Source organism: Clostridium sp. UBA1056 (assembly GCA_002316385.1).
Classification (GTDB): Bacteria; Bacillota; Clostridia; order Clostridiales; family Clostridiaceae; genus Clostridium_J.
Genome location: DCDL01000039.1, coordinates 32354 through 49786, shown reverse-complemented (window position 1 = coordinate 49786; position 17433 = coordinate 32354). Strand labels below are relative to the sequence as shown.

General features: G+C 30.7%; 18 protein-coding genes and 1 pseudogene. 12 read left to right on the top strand and 7 right to left on the bottom strand.

The window, feature by feature from the left end:
• Positions 1-15: 15 nt before the first annotated feature.
• The 4 genes from spoVAD to B3W71_RS10430 are packed head-to-tail and all read right to left on the bottom strand — an operon-like array spanning position 16 to position 2589.
• The gene (gene spoVAD, locus B3W71_RS10445; RefSeq protein WP_346888873.1) at positions 16-1017 is read right to left on the bottom strand and encodes a stage V sporulation protein AD; all 1002 of its coding nucleotides are present in this window, start codon (positions 1015-1017) and stop codon (positions 16-18) included.
• The gene (gene spoVAC / locus B3W71_RS10440) at positions 1018-1497 is read right to left on the bottom strand and encodes a stage V sporulation protein AC (RefSeq protein ID WP_346888872.1); all 480 of its coding nucleotides are present in this window, start codon (positions 1495-1497) and stop codon (positions 1018-1020) included. It abuts the gene before it with no gap.
• Positions 1498-1509: 12 nt separating this feature from the next.
• A complete protein-coding gene (locus B3W71_RS10435) occupies positions 1510-2370 on the bottom strand; it encodes a DUF421 domain-containing protein (RefSeq protein WP_346888871.1) in 861 nt (286 codons plus the stop codon).
• A gap of 12 nt (positions 2371-2382) precedes the next feature.
• Positions 2383-2589 carry a DUF1657 domain-containing protein gene (locus tag B3W71_RS10430; protein WP_346888870.1) on the bottom strand — a complete coding sequence of 69 codons (207 nt, stop codon included), beginning with the start codon at positions 2587-2589 and terminating at the stop codon, positions 2383-2385.
• A 307-nt stretch (positions 2590-2896) separates the two neighbouring features.
• Here B3W71_RS10430 and B3W71_RS10425 point away from each other — a divergent pair, with 307 nt between their 5' ends.
• On the top strand, positions 2897-3100 hold the full coding sequence (locus B3W71_RS10425) for a DUF1657 domain-containing protein (RefSeq protein ID WP_346888869.1): 204 nt from the start codon (positions 2897-2899) through the stop codon (positions 3098-3100).
• Between the two features lie 553 nt (positions 3101-3653).
• On the opposite strand, the gene B3W71_RS10420 is transcribed toward B3W71_RS10425, so the two are convergent.
• The gene (locus B3W71_RS10420; RefSeq protein WP_346888868.1) at positions 3654-4178 is read right to left on the bottom strand and encodes a CDP-alcohol phosphatidyltransferase family protein; all 525 of its coding nucleotides are present in this window, start codon (positions 4176-4178) and stop codon (positions 3654-3656) included.
• A 49-nt stretch (positions 4179-4227) separates the two neighbouring features.
• A complete protein-coding gene (locus tag B3W71_RS10415; protein ID WP_346888867.1) occupies positions 4228-4926 on the bottom strand; it encodes a TVP38/TMEM64 family protein in 699 nt (232 codons plus the stop codon).
• A 180-nt stretch (positions 4927-5106) separates the two neighbouring features.
• Between B3W71_RS10415 and B3W71_RS10410 the strand changes: the two genes are divergently transcribed.
• From B3W71_RS10410 to glpK, 11 genes and pseudogenes are all read left to right on the top strand, one after another.
• Positions 5107-5796: a response regulator transcription factor gene (locus B3W71_RS10410; RefSeq protein ID WP_346888890.1), complete on the top strand. Its 690-nt coding sequence runs from the start codon at positions 5107-5109 to the stop codon at positions 5794-5796.
• Positions 5789-7117, top strand: coding sequence for a HAMP domain-containing sensor histidine kinase (locus tag B3W71_RS10405; protein WP_346888866.1), 1329 nt, complete (start codon positions 5789-5791; stop codon positions 7115-7117). Before B3W71_RS10410 ends, B3W71_RS10405 begins: the two co-directional genes overlap by 8 nt.
• Before the next feature lie 385 nt (positions 7118-7502).
• Positions 7503-8210 (top strand): lantibiotic protection ABC transporter ATP-binding protein, encoded by a 708-nt coding sequence (locus B3W71_RS10400; RefSeq protein WP_346888865.1) that lies wholly within the window; start codon positions 7503-7505, stop codon positions 8208-8210.
• Position 8211: 1 nt separating this feature from the next.
• Positions 8212-8964, top strand: a complete 753-nt coding sequence (locus tag B3W71_RS10395; protein WP_346888864.1) for a lantibiotic immunity ABC transporter MutE/EpiE family permease subunit — start codon at positions 8212-8214, stop codon at positions 8962-8964.
• Positions 8965-9720 carry a lantibiotic immunity ABC transporter MutG family permease subunit gene (locus tag B3W71_RS10390; RefSeq protein WP_346888863.1) on the top strand — a complete coding sequence of 252 codons (756 nt, stop codon included), beginning with the start codon at positions 8965-8967 and terminating at the stop codon, positions 9718-9720. It begins immediately after the preceding gene.
• A 74-nt stretch (positions 9721-9794) separates the two neighbouring features.
• Positions 9795-10454 carry a response regulator transcription factor gene (locus B3W71_RS10385; protein ID WP_346888862.1) on the top strand — a complete coding sequence of 220 codons (660 nt, stop codon included), beginning with the start codon at positions 9795-9797 and terminating at the stop codon, positions 10452-10454.
• Entirely contained in the window at positions 10445-11839 is a 1395-nt protein-coding gene (locus B3W71_RS10380; protein ID WP_346888861.1) for a HAMP domain-containing sensor histidine kinase, read from the top strand. Before B3W71_RS10385 ends, B3W71_RS10380 begins: the two co-directional genes overlap by 10 nt.
• Positions 11840-12019: 180 nt before the next feature.
• Positions 12020-13255 carry a chloride channel protein gene (locus B3W71_RS10375; protein WP_346888860.1) on the top strand — a complete coding sequence of 412 codons (1236 nt, stop codon included), beginning with the start codon at positions 12020-12022 and terminating at the stop codon, positions 13253-13255.
• 466 nt (positions 13256-13721) lie between these two features.
• Positions 13722-14289, top strand: a pseudogene (locus B3W71_RS10370) (glycerol-3-phosphate responsive antiterminator).
• Positions 14290-14389: 100 nt separating this feature from the next.
• Positions 14390-15145, top strand: coding sequence for an MIP/aquaporin family protein (locus B3W71_RS10365; RefSeq protein ID WP_346888859.1), 756 nt, complete (start codon positions 14390-14392; stop codon positions 15143-15145).
• A 32-nt stretch (positions 15146-15177) separates the two neighbouring features.
• Positions 15178-16677 carry a glycerol kinase GlpK gene (gene glpK / locus B3W71_RS10360; RefSeq protein WP_346888858.1) on the top strand — a complete coding sequence of 500 codons (1500 nt, stop codon included), beginning with the start codon at positions 15178-15180 and terminating at the stop codon, positions 16675-16677.
• A 70-nt stretch (positions 16678-16747) separates the two neighbouring features.
• On the opposite strand, the gene B3W71_RS10355 is transcribed toward glpK, so the two are convergent.
• The gene (locus B3W71_RS10355; protein ID WP_346888857.1) at positions 16748-17308 is read right to left on the bottom strand and encodes a TetR/AcrR family transcriptional regulator; all 561 of its coding nucleotides are present in this window, start codon (positions 17306-17308) and stop codon (positions 16748-16750) included.
• Positions 17309-17433: the final 125 nt, after the last annotated feature.

The following is a 17433-nucleotide window of genomic DNA, read 5'->3' as shown; positions in this document are numbered from 1 at the left end:
CTCACACCTTCTTTTTTACATTTCTATAGAAACAGCATGGGCGATGCTAGGTATGCTTTCCTTTTGTTGAAAGGATAGAGGAGACATTAAGGCACCTGTTGCAACAATTAATATTTTCTTTAATTCTCCTTTTCGCATACGATTAAGTAAATGTCCATAAGTTACAACAGCAGAGCAACCACAGCCACTGCCACCACAAAAGCTTGGTTGATCTTTTTTATATATTAAAAGTCCGCAATCTGTAAATATATGTGTTGGCATATTTATTCTATGTTTTTCGAATAAAGCATTAGCAAGTTCATGACCAACTTTTCCTAAATCACCAGTAGCAATGAGATCATAATGAGAAGCATCAATATTTAGATCTCTAAAATGAGCTTCAATGGTATCTACAGCTGCTGGTGCCATAGCTGCTCCAACGTTATAGGGATCTGAAATTCCCATATCCACTACCCTTCCTATGGTAGCAGAAGTTATTTTAGGTCCATCTCCATTTTGTCCAAGGACTACAGCTCCAGCTCCAGTTACTGTCCACTGAGCAGTAGGCGGCCTTTGCACACCATAATCTGTAGGATATCTAAATTGTTTTTCAGCAGCTGCATTATGACTACTTGCAGCTGCTACAACATACTTAGCTGCTTTACTTTCTATTAATTGAGCTGCTAATGATAAACCTTCCATGGAGCTAGAGCAAGCACCAAAGACTCCTAAATAAGGTATTCCTAAAGTTCTTGCAGTAAAGCTACTAGAAATGATTTGATCCATTAAATCTCCACTTAAAAAAAAGTTAATATCTTCTTTTTGTAAATTTGCTTTTTGTATTGCTCTTTCGCAAGCATGCTCAAGTAGAGCCCTTTCTGCTTTCTCATAGCTATCTTGCCCAAGCCATAAATCTTCATGAAGTATATCAAAGTCATCAGCTAAAGCACCATTACCTTCAAAAGGACCACCAACAGCTGCAGAAGCTAATATTGTAGGTTTAGAATCAAAAATCCAAGATTGATGTCCTTTAAGCATTTACATCGCCCCCAACCATTTTATTGTCATTTTTATTGTAGCAACTACAAAAGCTGAAAAAACTCCATAAACAATAATCGCGCCTGCAAGTCTGAACATATTTCCAGCCACTCCAAGTACAAATCCTTCACTCTTATGTTCAATTGAAGCAGAAGCTATAGAGTTGGCAAAACCTGTGATAGGAACAGCAGTTCCACATCCAGCCCATTGACTAAGATGATCATAAATTCCAAGGCCAGTAAATAACGCTGCAAAAAAGATTAAAACTATGGAAGTAGGCGCTACTGAGGTCTTTTCATTAAAATTAAAATAGTTAATAAAAATCCACTGTAATCCTTGACCAATTGTACATATTGCACCACCTACGAGAAAGGCTCTAAAACAATTAGTTAAAATAGGTCTTTTGGGTTCTATATTACTTACTAATTCATCATATTCCTGCTGAGTTGTGGTCATTTTTTTCTTTTTCATATCTGACATTTATTTCACCCTCTAACGTAATAAATATGGTTCTAATTTTTTCATGACTTTTTCTAATTTTTCAGCACTTTGTAAGTACATATTTTTTGAATCTTCATTGTTACAGTCTAAAGAAAATGATACGAGGTCTGCTTGACTTTTTTGAATGCTAGCATATAGCATTTCTTTAACCTGTGTTTTAGGGACTTGTATCATATCATCAAAAATATCTACATATAAGTCTCCAGAAGAATCTACTTGACCAAGAAAAACATTTTCAAGGGAAACCCCTTTGATTTCTAGCTGGGTTGTAAGCCAGTCGCGATTTAATCCAGCATTAGTAAGACCTTCATCTAATATATTTCCATCTAAGATAACTGGTTGTGGTTCAGTTTTAGGTGCTACTTGTTTTCCTAAGTCATATGGAGTAACAGGTTTTTTATCAGCTTTTAAACTAACATTTATATCTCCGGTTGATTCCATTACAGCAAATTCAACATCGGCTAAGTTAAATGCTTTTTTTGAACGCATTTCTTGTAGGAATTCTTGACCTGTAATCCTCTCTTTAGATAAGTTATCTTCCATGACTTTACCGTTTTTAACTAGGACTCTTTCCTTACCATGTATTAAGTTATAAATCAACTTACTTTTCATGGAAGCGTAATCTAAGATAATAGGCATCAATGCCCAAACAGCCAGCGTAGTTAGTCCAAAGTAAATATTATCAATGATATTTAAAGAAATTAAAACAATTATAATAGCAATGACGGCATAAGAAATAAAGTCAAAGGGAGTAGCCCTAGCTAAGGTCTTCTTTTTCATGTATTTTGCTATAACTAATGATAAAAAAAATAAAACTATTGAATTAAATAATATTATTAACCAAGAATTCATATGCTACCTCACTTAGTTCCCTTTGTATTGGGGCTCTTCAAACTCCATAGATCCTATTCTTTTTTCTAAATCCGTTTTAATTTTATTTATTTCTTCAGATGTCTGATTATAAATAGCTTTAGATTTTTTATCACGTTCTTGTAATGAGTACATTCTTAAAGTGGCCTCAGCCCCCTTTAGTGTAGCCAATGTTTGTTTTACCTTTGAAATTGCAGTCATATAAGAGCCTCCTTTATATTTATTAAATTACTTTCTAACTTACTTTAACCAATAAGCTTAATTTTAATTCATTTCTTAATATAAATATTTACTTAGATTATTAAAGCATCTGAAAATAAATAATAAGTCAAATAGACGAGCATTCTGACTTATCTATTTTTGAAGATGCTTAAAGACAAATCACTAAAGTTTAATAAATATAGACTAGATTAAAAAAGGAATATATTTCATTATGAATAAGGTGAATATTTAAATTGATTATGAACAAAATATATTTGCAATAAAAAATTATAAAGGAGGGATTTTTATGCCAACAGGAACTAAACTTGAAACAGCATTAGCTAGTGTTAAAGGATTAGCTGCTGATATGAAGACATTTTCTTTAGATACAGACAATCAAGAAGCAAAACAAATGTTTAATCAACTTGCAAGTACAATGGAAAATGTACAACAAACGCTTCAATCAAGAGTTGACTATGTAAAGCAAGAAGAACCTCAATATAATGAATAATTAATATACTCTCATATCTAGTTAAATTTATATTTTATAGATATGGGAGTATATAATATAATTTTGAGTTCTTTTAGAATTATTAAGCTATGAATTAATTACATCAATAAACTTCCAATATAAAAATAATTGCTAATAAGTATATTAATATCTATGCTTTTATAACACATTTAGAAATGAAGAAAAATTCCAATATGAAAATGTGTAAATAAAAATAGTACCTTGTNNACAAGGTACTATTTTTATTTACCGAAGATAGCTATATGCAATTAGCAAGACTTAAAAGAAGAATATCAGTTATAGTTACCCTATAATCCTTCTGAATGGAGTCTTTTATAAATTTCTCGATATGCTTTAGTTAATCAATATTCCGAAACGGCTAAGCATTAATAATATAAGTTCTTATTCAATATTTATTTAGATTATCTTTTTTGCGAAAGCCCCTATTATAATAGTAATGATTGTTTTAATATATAAAAAAGTTATGTAGAAGATATATTCTGCAAATACCTAATCACCTAAGTTTCGTACAAAGGAAACTTAGGTAATTAGGTTATATTTTTTTAAATTTAAATTTTGAAACCATAAGATAAGTAAAAAGTGCAAATAGAATAATTGATAAAAGTATAGAAAAAATACCATTATTAGGTGTAGCTAATGAAAATAATGCAATAATAGAACCTGCAACTGTTATGGGTACTCCAGTAAAAATACCATCAAATTGGCTTGTATTATATTTTGCCAATCTATAAGAACCACTGATGATATATGACAATAGAAAACAACCGCCAATCACTTTCATATAGTCTAGATCAAGAAAGTTATATTTAATAAATACTAAAAAAGCTGGTGCTACTCCGAAGGAAATTAGATCAGACAAGGAATCTAACTGCTTTCCTAAATCACTAGATACATTTAAAAATCTAGCAATTCTACCATCGTATCTATCTATTAAAGCTGCAATAATTATAAATATAGCAGCCCAAAAGTAATTTTGCTTAAAAGTTTCAAGTATTGAAAGAATTCCCAATGATAGATTAATAGATGTAAGTAAATTTGGTATAGACGTTTTAAGCATAGACTCACTCCTCGTTAACTGAATTGACTTAATTAATTTTACAAGATTTTTAAACATTTTTATTATATGAAGACTTAGAAAACTTACTTATAAGCTTATCTTTGTAACATATTCCTAAAATAAATGATATTACGGATATTACCGATACTATTATTGTTGATATATAATTGCCATAATGAAGATTTGATCCAATACTTACAGATGCTAAAAGCCACGGAAATCTACTAACGAGTAAAATTCCAAAAAATCTTAATGGATTTATAGGTGTTAATCCTGCAACGTATATTAAAAAATCTTTAGGTAGCCCAGGAACTAGAAAAACAATGAATAAAATAGCAGAAAATTTTTTGCTATCCATAATGTCTACCATCCATTGAGAATTTTTCCTATTTAGTAACTTTTCTATAAAAGGAGTGCCTATAAGCCTAGTAAAGTAGAAAGCTATAATAGCTCCTAACAGCAACCCTATTGTTGTGTAAATTACACCAAAGGTCACACCATAAACATATCCACCAGCAACTTGAATTACTTCTCCTGGAATTGGAGCAATAATCGTTTGTAGCATTTGAAAAAAAATTAAAACAACAGATCCAAAACTGCCTAGAGAAATTATATAATCCCTAAATTTATCAAGTGATACAGTCAATTCAAGAATACGTGGTAAATATTTTAACACTAATATAATTATTAAAAAGCCTAATAAAGCTAATGAAATTTTACAAATTAAAATTTTTTTGGATTTATCCATAATTGTTTATTCCTTCCTCCTATATTATTTTAATTAATAGTTTATTAGGAATATCTTAAGATTTGTCTATAATAAATCTTAAGAGTTCTTAAGACTTCTTAAATCATTTAAATAATATAGATTTAAATTATATTGAAGTATATACTTAATAATAAAATGGAGGTAGATTCAATGGATACTATGAAGAATATTTTGATAGCAGATGATAATGAGGAGATAAGAGAAATAGTCCACGTTTTACTAGAGAGCGAGGGTTATAATGTAATAGAAGCTGTAGATGGTGAAGATGCTGTAATTAAAGTTGATGAAAGTATAGATTTAATCATACTTGATATAATGATGCCTAGAAAGTCCGGATTTAAAGCATGTGTAGAAATTCGTGAAAAAACAAGTGCTCCTATTTTACTTTTAACTGCTAAAACTCAAGATTCAGATAAATGCATGGGATTTTCTGTTGGGAGTGATGATTATCTATCAAAGCCATTTTCATATACCGAGTTAGTTTCAAGAGTTAAGGCGCTACTTAGAAGGTATTATGTATACAAAGGAAAAGAGAAAATTGATTCAACTGGTCTTATTAATATAAATGGATTAACAATAAATACAACTTCAAATGAAGTATCAATAGATGAAGAAGAAGTTACACTGACGGAAATTGAGTATAACATCTTGCTTTTAATGGCACAGCATCGGAAAAAAATATTTTCAGCACAAAATTTATATGAAAGTGTTTGGAAAGAACCTTATTTTTATTCTTGTAACAATACAATTATGGTACATATAAGAAACCTGAGAAGGAAATTGGAGAAGGACCCAGAGAACCCTAAATATATAAAAACAGTATGGGGAAAGGGGTACAGGATTGAATAAGAACTTTTTATGCACCAAGTTAGAAATTAAATTAATTCTATGCTTAATATTTTCATTTATTATATCTGTTGGTATCTTCTTTTTATTACAAACAATAGGAGGAAGTATATTAGATAATCATTTTAGTAAAATATCCTTTATTGACAACCAAAAAAATCAAGCCATATCCGATTTTAGAAGATATATATCAGATAACAATTTGACAATAAATGATCATGATGAAATAACAAAATGGGTTCGTAAAGAAAAATACGTAAATCTTTATATTTATAAGGACAATAAATTAGTTTATGATTTTAACAGGAACAATTCAACTATTGGTTATGGAGAACATGAGGAGAGTTCAATAATTTTGCCAAGCAAAACCCTTTATAATATTGAATTTACTGATACGAACGCACAAATATATATGGAATGCTTTTTTGAATACAAGTATTATTATATTGCGAGCTTTTTAGGTATTGCGATTTCCTTTTTTTGCTTTATAGCGATTATGTTATTTTTCATAAAAAGAAAAACAACGTATATTGGAATGCTTGAGAGTGAAATAAAGATATTAGAAGGTGGGAATTTAACTCACGAAATTACTATTAATGGGAATGATGAGCTTTCTTCTTTGGCTCAAGGAATTAATGAGATGAGAAAATCATTTATAGGAAGATTGGAAAGTGAAGATAAAGCAAGGTTAGCCAATAGTGAACTGATTACAGCAATGTCACATGATTTAAGAACACCTCTAACAGTGCTAGTAGGATATTTAGATATTATAGAATACAAAAAATATAAGACAGATGAAAATTTAAGACAGTATATTCACAATAGTAGAGAAAAAGCATATCAAATTAAATATCTTTCTGACAAATTATTTGAATACTTTATGGTTTTTAACACTAATGATGATGATTTAGAATTAGAGACCTTTGATGGAAATGAACTTTTAGATCAACTATTTGAAGAACAAATTTTTATATTGGAAGATAACGGGTTTACTTTTCAGATTAATTCTTGCAGTACGCCTTTTCTTATAGAGGTAAATTTAATTTCGATACATAGAGTTTTTGATAATATTTTCTCTAATATAACGAAATATGCAGATAAATCCAAGCCAGTTAAAGTTAAATACTATATCGAAAATCAATTACTATTTATTTATGTTGAAAATCAAATAAATAATAATTTGAAAGCAGTAAGTAGTACAGGAATCGGTATGAAAACATGTGAAAAAATTATTGAAAGGCATAGGGGAGAAATTGTTGTTAGAAAAACGGAGAATACTTTTTCTGTCCAGATTAGCTTAGCTATAAAATTAAATAATCACTAAGTAAAATTAAGATAAGGCATCTTCAAAAAATAAATAAGTCAGAATGTTCGTCTATTTTGTGTTATACTGTGTCAACAGAACCCTTAGATAGTNNTGTTTCCTTGTCTAACTCAAAATATACTTCCCATCTTTGACTTATTATTTATTTTCAGATGCCTAATAAAAATAAAGAAAAAGAGCTTTCAAATGTAGAAATTCCCCACCGCCTGTACGTGGCTTAAATAGCTACTTGCAGGCGGTTGTATTTTTTGATTGGTTAGGGTAGCTCTACCAAGTAAATATTTTCAAGTAAATATTTTTGATGAAGCTAACCTACATTTTTTCATTCCTTATAGAATCCTTATAATTGTCTATTATGATTTAATTATACAGGAGGATTATAAGAATGAATGATTTAATTTTAGAAACAAAAAATCTTTGTAAAACATTTAAGGGACAAAAGGTGGTACAGAATATATCACTTGAGGTGAGGAGGAATTCCATATATGGACTGCTTGGGCCAAATGGAGCAGGAAAATCCACAACCTTAAAAATGATAACTGGAATGCTTCATCCAACCAGTGGAGAGATTTTCTTTGAAAACCAGCCATGGAGCAGAAAGAATCTAAGTGATATGGGAGCTTTAATTGAGTCAGCACCACTTTATAATAATCTCACTGCAAGGGAGAATTTAAAGGTGCGTACTACAGTCTTAGGGCTACCCGATGATAGAATCGATGAGGTATTACATATAGTTGATTTGGAGAACACAGGGAAAAAGAAGGCACACCAATTCTCTATGGGAATGAAGCAAAGGTTAGGTATTGCAATTGCTCTCATTAATAATCCAAAACTACTGATTCTAGATGAGCCTACTAACGGGCTGGATCCCTTTGGAATACAAGAACTTCGAGAGTTAATTCGTTCTTTTCCAAAACAGGGAATTACAGTGATTTTATCAAGTCACATTTTAAGTGAAGTAGAACAGATAGTTGATCAGATTGGAATTATCTCAGGGGGAGTCCTAGGATATCAAGGAGACATGAAGCAGGGAGAGGATTTAGAGCAGTTGTTTATGGAAGTTGCAGGAAAATATAGAAGGGAAGGTGAATAATATGTATTCATATTTTAAATCAGAAGCCTTGAAGATGAAGCATACTTTTGCCGGAAAGCTTATTATTTTAGCACCAATGTTCACTATATTACTTTCTCTAGTTTTAGCTCCTATGTATTTTAAAAGTAACTGCTATAATCAGTGGTATTCTATGATACTTCCGGGGAGCATATCTTTAGGATGCACCTTAGTTGCTATTAAGGATCAGAGGATGAAAAACATGGCAGTGATTTCCTTACCAATTAATCTTAAAAAAGTATGGATATCGAAAGTGCTTGTATGTACAGCGATGATTATTGTAGCTTCTATGATTCTTTTCTTGGGGACTTTAGTTCTAGGAGGCATTCTTAATCTAAATGAAATAATAAGAATTCCAATCACCAATGGATTTGTAGGAATTTTGGTTCTAGCTATTACATTCTTATGGCAGATTCCACTTTGCCTATTCCTTGGTAGCAAGATTGGAATGTTTCCAACCATATTAATTAATATGGCTGCTTATATGATATTGGGAATATTAACTGCCACAAAAAGTATTTTATGGATGATACCTTATGCAATTCCAGCTAGGCTCATGTGTCCCATTCTAAAGATTCTTCCAAATGGACTACAAGCTGTAGAAGAAAGCGTGACATTTAAACCAGAGCTACTGTCTAGCGATGTGATTCTACCTGGAATCATTATTTCAGTAATTCTATTTATTATTTTGACAATGATAACAGCAAAATGGTACGAAGGGCAGGAGGCAAAATAAATGAAGACATTTTTTAGATTTATGAGGGCAGATTTTCAAAAAATTCGTCATACACCAATGCTCTGGATTCACATTGTGGTTCCAATACTAACTGTAACAGTATTTCTTTCCTACTATTCATTTTCCACAGCAAGTAGCTTCGGAAAGGTGGGTGGATATATGGAGGCTTTAGCTATAGCATTTCCACTATTAATTGGTATTCTTAGTGCCATGGCTGTAGAACAAGAAGCTTCAGCAGGACATTTTCAAGAACTTTTAATAGCAAAATATAAATTAATGAGTTTTTTTAGCAAGGTGTGTACGCTACTTTTACTGGGATTTGGTTCTCTTTTTATTACAGTAGGCGGTTTTGCTTTTGGATTCAAATTTTTACTTCATCAGAATCTGTTTTCATCTAACTTTTATGGAAAGATGATTTTGATTTTGTTTTTCAGCCAAATTTTTCTGTATTTATTGCATATTCTATGCAGCTTTCGCTTTGGATCAGGAGCTTCTATAGGACTGGGGATTGCAGAAAGTTTGGTTGCCGCTCTTATGCTTACGGGCCTTGGGGAAGGAATATGGATGTGGATTCCCTGCGGCTGGGGTGTAAGGTTTAGTGATTATTACATATCATGGAACACTAATAATGGTGGTATTAGTATATTGATGGAGGAGTTTCAAAGTGGGGCACTCATTTGCTTTGTCATGACAGTTCTTTTACTTTTGAGCAGTTTTATTTGGTTTCACTATTTTGAGGGAAGAAATGAAGATTAAAGATGTTAAGCTTAAAAGTTAGAAATCCTATAATGCTTAAAAATGAGTTATAATTAACAAAAGGGAGTGATAGTATGGCAAATATATTAGCAATTGATGATGAACAAGGGATTTTGGAACTGATAAAAACAGCATTGTTAAGAGATGGTCATCAAGTTACTACGGTAAGTAAATTCTCTACACTTCCTGTGGAGCAGTGTTCATATTATGACTTGATTTTACTAGATGTCATGATGCCTGACATGGATGGATTTACCCTGTGTCGAAATATCCGTGACCTAGTAGATTGTCCCATTCTCTTTTTAACGGCAAAAACCATGGAAGAAGATATTATTAAGGGATTGGGTATGGGTGGTGATGATTATATTACAAAACCCTTTGGATTAGGAGAATTACGTTCAAGAGTGGCAGCCCATTTAAGAAGGGAGCAGAGAGAAAAACACCACAATTTTATTATATCTGGACTTAAGTTTAAGTTATCAGCAAAAGAGGTATTTGTAGGAGATGAATTGATTTCTTTCACAAAAAGTGAATATGAAATTAGTGAATTTCTTGCCCTTAATCACGGACAAGTATTTTCAAAAGAAAAAATATATGAAGCCGTATTTGGCTTTGACAGGGAAAGTGACAGTTTATCCATTGTAGAACATATAAAAAATATTAGGGCAAAATTAACAAAAGTAAATCGTTCTCCAATAGAAACGGTTTGGGGGATTGGGTATAAATGGATTTAAAAGGAAAAAGAAGTCTTCGTAGTATATTTATCAGATATATCTTATATTTCATATTGGGAATAGTTCTGATACTATTTTTAAATATCGTGACATTTTCACTTATGCTTAATAGCAAGATAGTACTGCCTGCCAATTATTTTGAACAGAAGATTGAAAGCAACCGTGATATCATCTTGAAAGCGGATATAGTAACAAAGGATATGATACCGCAGGGATGCAGCTATGGAGTCTATAATGAGGATGGTAAGATGCTTTATGGCAATTTCAATAGTAAGGAATCAAAAAATGCCTGGACTGCTATGAAGGGAGATCAAAAGAGTGCAGGAGGAAGATACTATTATAAGGTATTTCATAGGGAGAATCAGATTTGCATTGTTGAATATTCTTTGATGCCACAGTTTAACCATCCATTATTAAGAAAATATTTTATAAATCCAGAATTATTCATGGGCATTTTGCTTATTTGTCTTTTTATAGGAGAAGTATTATTTTTGTCCACTAGATTTGGCAAGTATTTTTACAAAGAAATGAAGATTCTGATGAAGGCAACAGAGCAGATAAAAGAGCAGAATCTAGATTTTCAACCTGAGCACTCCAATATTCGTGAAATTGAAGAGGTTATTGACTCTTTAAATCGAATGAAAAGCGCATTAAAGGATTCTCTAGAAAAACAATGGAATATGGAAAAGTCAAGGAAGAATCAAATCTCTGCACTGGCCCATGATATTAAAACCCCTTTGACCATTATTAAGGGAAATGCAGAATTAATTAAGGAAACCTGTCAGGATGTGGAGCAGGTAAAATACAATGATTATATTCTAAAAAGTGCAGATGAAATTCAGCACTATCTAAAAGTACTTATGGATATGACAAAATCAGAAGACACGTTGGTTTTAAAACCAGTTAAGATAGAAACTAAAGCATTTTTTCAAAAGCTTGTAGAGCAGGAGGAAGCCTTGGCTTCTGAAAAAAATCTTCAGATTATAAATGAACAGGAAACAATACCGGAATTCTTCTATGGAGATAAGGAGCTTTTATATAGAGCTATCATGAACGTAATTGCAAATGCCGTTGAATATTCTCCTAAAAACGGCAGGTTGCTTTTTAAAGTTCAAGGAACTGAAAAAAACTTGCAGTTTTTGATTGCAGATAGTGGAGAGGGATTTTCAAAAGAAGAATTAGAATTAGCAGCAGAGCAGTTCTATCGGGGAGATAAGAGCAGAAATTCTAAAAATCATTATGGCATAGGCTTGTATATCACAAAATCATTTATAAAATTGCACCACGGAGATATAGAATTATCTAATTCTACAAAAATGGGAGGTGCACAGGTGGTATTAAAACTTAATATAGCTGATACCTTTACTCAAGAAAATATTATATGAATAGTTTACATAGTGATCTAAAGTTATGAATGTATAAGTTCAAAGGTGTATATACTAAACTTTGTTATGAGTATGAAAGTTAATTTAAAAGATGAACAATATATTTTACTAAACCAATAAATACGTATATAATTAGTGGTCGTAAGAAATTATTTATATAGATACAAAAGGAGAGTTGTTATGGAGAAAACTGCGAGGATAAATTTTGAAATAATACTATATAGTAGTATTATAGGAGGTATGGTAGGTTTCGTAACGTGGTTATTTCTAGAAGCAGTTAGTTTAGGAATTCACTTTATATGGCATACACTACCGAATTATTTTAATACAAATCATTGGACTTTAATTATGGGTATAATAGGTGGAATATTAGTAGGAGTTATACAGAAGTATTTCGGAGATTACCCTAAATATATGAATCAAACTTTAGATGAATTTAAACAAAATAAAAGAGTAGAATATAAATCAATACCAAAAGCTATTATTGCAGCGCTTACAACTTTATTTTTTGGAGCTAGCTTAGGTCCAGAGGCAGCACTTACAGGTATAGTTGGTGGTAGTATTACATTTGTTGGAGATAAGATAAAGAGTAGGTTTAAGAAAAATAATATCATTAATGAGTATGCAGAAGATATAACTCAATGTAGTATGCAAGCAAGTATAGGTATGATATTTAGGGCACCTTTATTTGGCGTATATACTCTTAGTGATGATATTGATAAGGATAAGAGTGTAATAAAAAGAATAAAAACTATTATATATACAGTTACTACGATAGCTGGCTTTTTAGTTTTTATATTATTATCTCAAATAGATAATATGGAATCTTTTGTAGTTAAATTTGGAAGCAGTAAAATTGGAAGTCGTGAAGTAATATTTGCAGGGATACTTATATTAATAGCTATATTATTAGGTGAGATTTATAAAATGTATGGCAAAGTACTTCATAAAGTGTTGAAAATTTTTGATGATAAAAAGATTATTAAAGCATTGATAGGAGGTATATCAATAGGAATTATAGGTACATTATTACCTTATACATTATTTTCTGGGGAACATGAATTAAAGAATTTAGTTTTCCAATGGAATAGTATAGGGCTATATATGTTGATTATTATAGGTTTAGTTAAGTTATTATTAACAGAAATTTGTTTATCAACTGGATGGAGAGGTGGACATATTTTCCCTATAATATTTTCAGGAAGTTGTATTGGATATGCCTTATCAATTTTGTTTTCAATTGATCCAGTATTTAGTGTAGCTATAGTCACTACAGGTTTTGTGAGTAAAGCTATAGATAATTATATTGTTGCTATAGTTATACTTATATTCTTTTTTCCATTAAATAATTTACTGTTAATGATATTATCTGCTGTCATAGGAAAATTATCTAATAATTTGCGACATGTGATATAAAACTTAATCTATAAATAATTAACTATAGTTTTCCTTTGTAATTTACGGATGAACTGATTATAAATTTACTTACAAGAATAATAAGGTAATAAAAAGGGTGATGATAGTAACTTAATAAGCAACGCGCTTAATTCATAATATAAAATTTAACAATTATCAGATAAAAGGGATATTTTTATAGCTGAAAATATCCCTTTTGTTTACAGTATAAATAGGTTAGTAAAATTTTTTTATAAGTAATATTTTAAGAAAATATCTAAAAGTTGTTAAAGTTTTATTCTAATTATTTATGAGTCAAGTCATAATTTGTAAGAAAAATAGAGCTTACTATTGGGAGAAATTTAATTTAAATTAACATATTATTATTTGATATAACCATTTTTGTAAAAAAATAAACCAATATATAGAAAATAGGAATATCTTGACAATTAAATATATGAAATGATAGAATAATATCGTGTTGTAAATGGTTACGACAAATAGAGAGATAGATGACAATCCTATAGTCGCAGCAGTAAAAGATGAAAAAGAATTAGAGTTAGCTTTAGAGAGTGATATACAAGTTATTTTCATTTTATTCGGAAACATATTAAATATTAAATATTAAAAATATAAGTGAAAAAATATTTAATAGTAATAAAATAGGTGTTATCCATATATACTTAATAGAGAGGATTTCAAGTAAAGAAGTATCTTTAAGATTCCTAATTGAAAACACAAAATTCCAAGGGATAATAAGTACAAAGCCACAAGTGATAAGGTCAGCTAAGAGACTTGTACTTATAACCGTTCAAAGAGTATTTATGATAGATAGTTTGTCTAAAGAAAATATAAAAAATCATTTAGTACATGGGTGTGATGCTGTAGAGATTCTTCTAGGATTACTTTTTAAAATAATTAAGAAACTTTCTTTAAGTCTTAATAAGCCTTTAATAGTAGGGGAATTAATTTCAGATAAAGAAGATGTAATGGAAGCCTTAAAGTGTGGTGCGACATGTATATCTACAACTAAAAAAGAAATAAGGTCTATGTAGAACAAAGAGAATGAGAGAAAAAGCTACATAAGATTGCTCATGCAATTTTATGTGGTTTTTTTCTTAAAATAATAAATTTTAATAAAAGGGGGAGAGCAAAATGCAAGCATATTTAGCAGAGTTCTTAGGTACACTTATTTTAATTTTACTAGGTAATGGGGTTGTTGCCAATGTAGTACTAAAGAAAACAAAGGGAAATTCTTCAGGGTGGATTGTAATAACAGCAGGATGGGGGTTTGCTGTAGCAGTAGCAGCATATATTACAGGATGGATGAGTGGTGCTCATCTAAATCCAGCAGTAACTATTGGACTAGCTTCATCAGGATTATTTTCTTGGGGAAAGGTACCAATGTATATAATAAGCCAGATGTTAGGAGCTATGGTTGGGATGCTTATTGTTTATATTAACTATAAGCAACATTATGATGAAACCTTAAATGGAGAAGACATAAGAGCAACATTTTGCACAGCACCAGCTATAAAAAATAAATTTTATAATTTTGTAGGTGAATTTACTGGAACCTTTATATTATTATTAGGTATAAGAGGAATAACTTATAGCGAAGTCTTTAAAACTACCTTCCAGGGTTCAGGTGGAGAAATAATAGGAACAGTAGGAATTATGGGATCATTCTTAGTAGGTATTTTAGTATGGGGTATAGGATTGTCTCTTGGTGGCACAACAGGATATGCTATAAATCCAGCTAGAGACTTAGGACCAAGAATAGTGCATGCTATACTACCTATAAAGAATAAAACGCATTCAGATTGGAGCTATGCCTTAATACCAGTTATAGCACCTATACTTGGAGGAATTTTTGGAAGCTTAGTATTTGATTTAATTGTTAAATTATAAATTTGAAATTGTAAAATTAGGGGGAGATAACTATGGGAAAGTATATTATAGCACTAGATCAAGGAACAACAAGTTCAAGAGCAATTGTATTTGATAAGGAGCAAAATATAGTAGGAATAAGCCAAAAAGAATTTACTCAAATATATCCTAAAGAAGGATGGGTTGAGCATGATCCAATGGAAATATGGGCTACTCAATATGGAGTTCTTCAGGAAGTTATAGCTAAAACTAATATTACTCAAGATGAAGTAGCAGCTATAGGTATAACAAATCAAAGAGAAACTACTATTGTTTGGGAAAAAAGCACAGGAAGACCTGTTTCTAATGCTATTGTATGGCAATGTAGAAGAACAGCAGATATATGTGATAATTTAAAAGCTAATGGCTGGGAGGATTATATTAAGAAAAATACTGGGTTAGTTGTAGATGCTTATTTTTCAGGAACTAAAATAAAATGGATACTAGATAATGTAGAAGGTGCAAGAGAAAAAGCAGACAAAGGAGAACTTTTATTTGGAACTGTAGATACATGGCTTGTATGGAAGTTAACTAATGGTAAAGTACATGTCACAGATTATACAAATGCATCAAGAACTATGCTTTATAACATAAAAGAGTTAAAATGGGATGAGAAAATTTTAGAGGAATTAAATATACCAAAGTCAATGTTACCAGAAGTTAAAAATTGCTCTGAAGTTTATGGTTATACAAATCTTGGTGGAAAAGGTGGAGTAAGAGTTCCTATAGCTGGTATGGCAGGAGACCAACAAGCTGCTTTATTTGGTCAAACTTGTTTTGAAAAGGGTGAAGCTAAGAATACCTATGGAACAGGATGCTTCCTATTAATGAATACAGGCGAAGAAATGGTAGAAAGTAAAAATGGTCTTTTAACTACTATAGCTATAGGTCTTGATGGAAAGGTTCAATATGCTTTAGAAGGATCTGTATTTGTAGGAGGAGCTGTTATCCAATGGCTTAGAGATGAACTAAGAATAGTAAACGATTCAACAGATACGGAATATTTTGCATCTAAAGTTGATGACAATGGAGGAGTATATATAATACCAGCTTTTGTTGGACTTGGAGCACCTCATTGGGATATGTATGCTAGAGGAGCAATATTTGGACTAACAAGAGGAACTAATAGAAATCATCTTATGAGAGCAGCTCTTGAGTCTATAGCATATCAAACAAGAGATCTTATAGATGCTATGAAAGAGGATGTTGGATCAGATCTTAAGAGTATAAAAGTAGATGGAGGAGCAAGTAGAAATAAATTCTTAATGCAATTCCAAGCAGACTTATTAGGTAAGAAGGTTGTAAGACCTGTAATATCAGAAACAACAGCATTAGGAGCAGCTTATTTAGCAGGTCTTGCAGTAGGATTCTGGAAGGATAAAGAAGAAATTAAGAAATTCTGGCATATGTCCGATGAATTTGATGCAAAGCTTGATAAAGAGCAAGTAGATAAGTACTATAGAGGATGGAAAAAAGCTGTTAAGAGATCTTTAAGATGGGAAGATGAAGAGTAGTATTAAATAAAATTCTTATAATTTATGCTGTATCAGATTGAATATTAAATTTTATCTGATACAGCATATTTTATTTAAGCATAAATAGAGCTGTATTTTTTATAAAATCATCACTATTAAACTCAGGGTTATTAAGCTGATTTTGTATTAATATTCCATCCATAGTAGTAAGTAATAGCCAAGCTAGATATTCTCCATCAGAGTTAGGCAGTCTTTCATTAATTTTTTCAGTTAGACTTCTTTTGAAATAAAGATATCTTTCAACATATTTTTCTCGTAAAGATGTATTTTCAGAAACGCAAGCACCAATTAAATAAAGTCTTAAATTCCCATATTCTTTTTCAGCACCTCGTTCTAAAACATATTTAAAAAGTCGTGGAGCACTAGTATTTTTTTCTTTATTTTCAACCCAAACTATTAAATCATCAGCAAGTTTAGAAACATATCTATCAATAATATCAAAAAGTATATCTTCTTTATTATTATAGTAATAATACAAAGTTCCTTTGCTTATCTTTGATTCCTTTGCAATTTTAGCAAGAGTAATATCATGAAAGGATGTGCTATGTAAAAGTGAGATTGTATTTTCAACAATTTTTTCTTTAATATTTGAATTAAGTGGTGTAGCCATAAAACATCTCCTAATTAATTTTATACTAAGAACTAATATATTAAAACTGTATTAATAATATACATAATTGTAACATATTTACAAAACAAAATGAATATATTTAGATTAAGAAAGAAAGTCAGTCG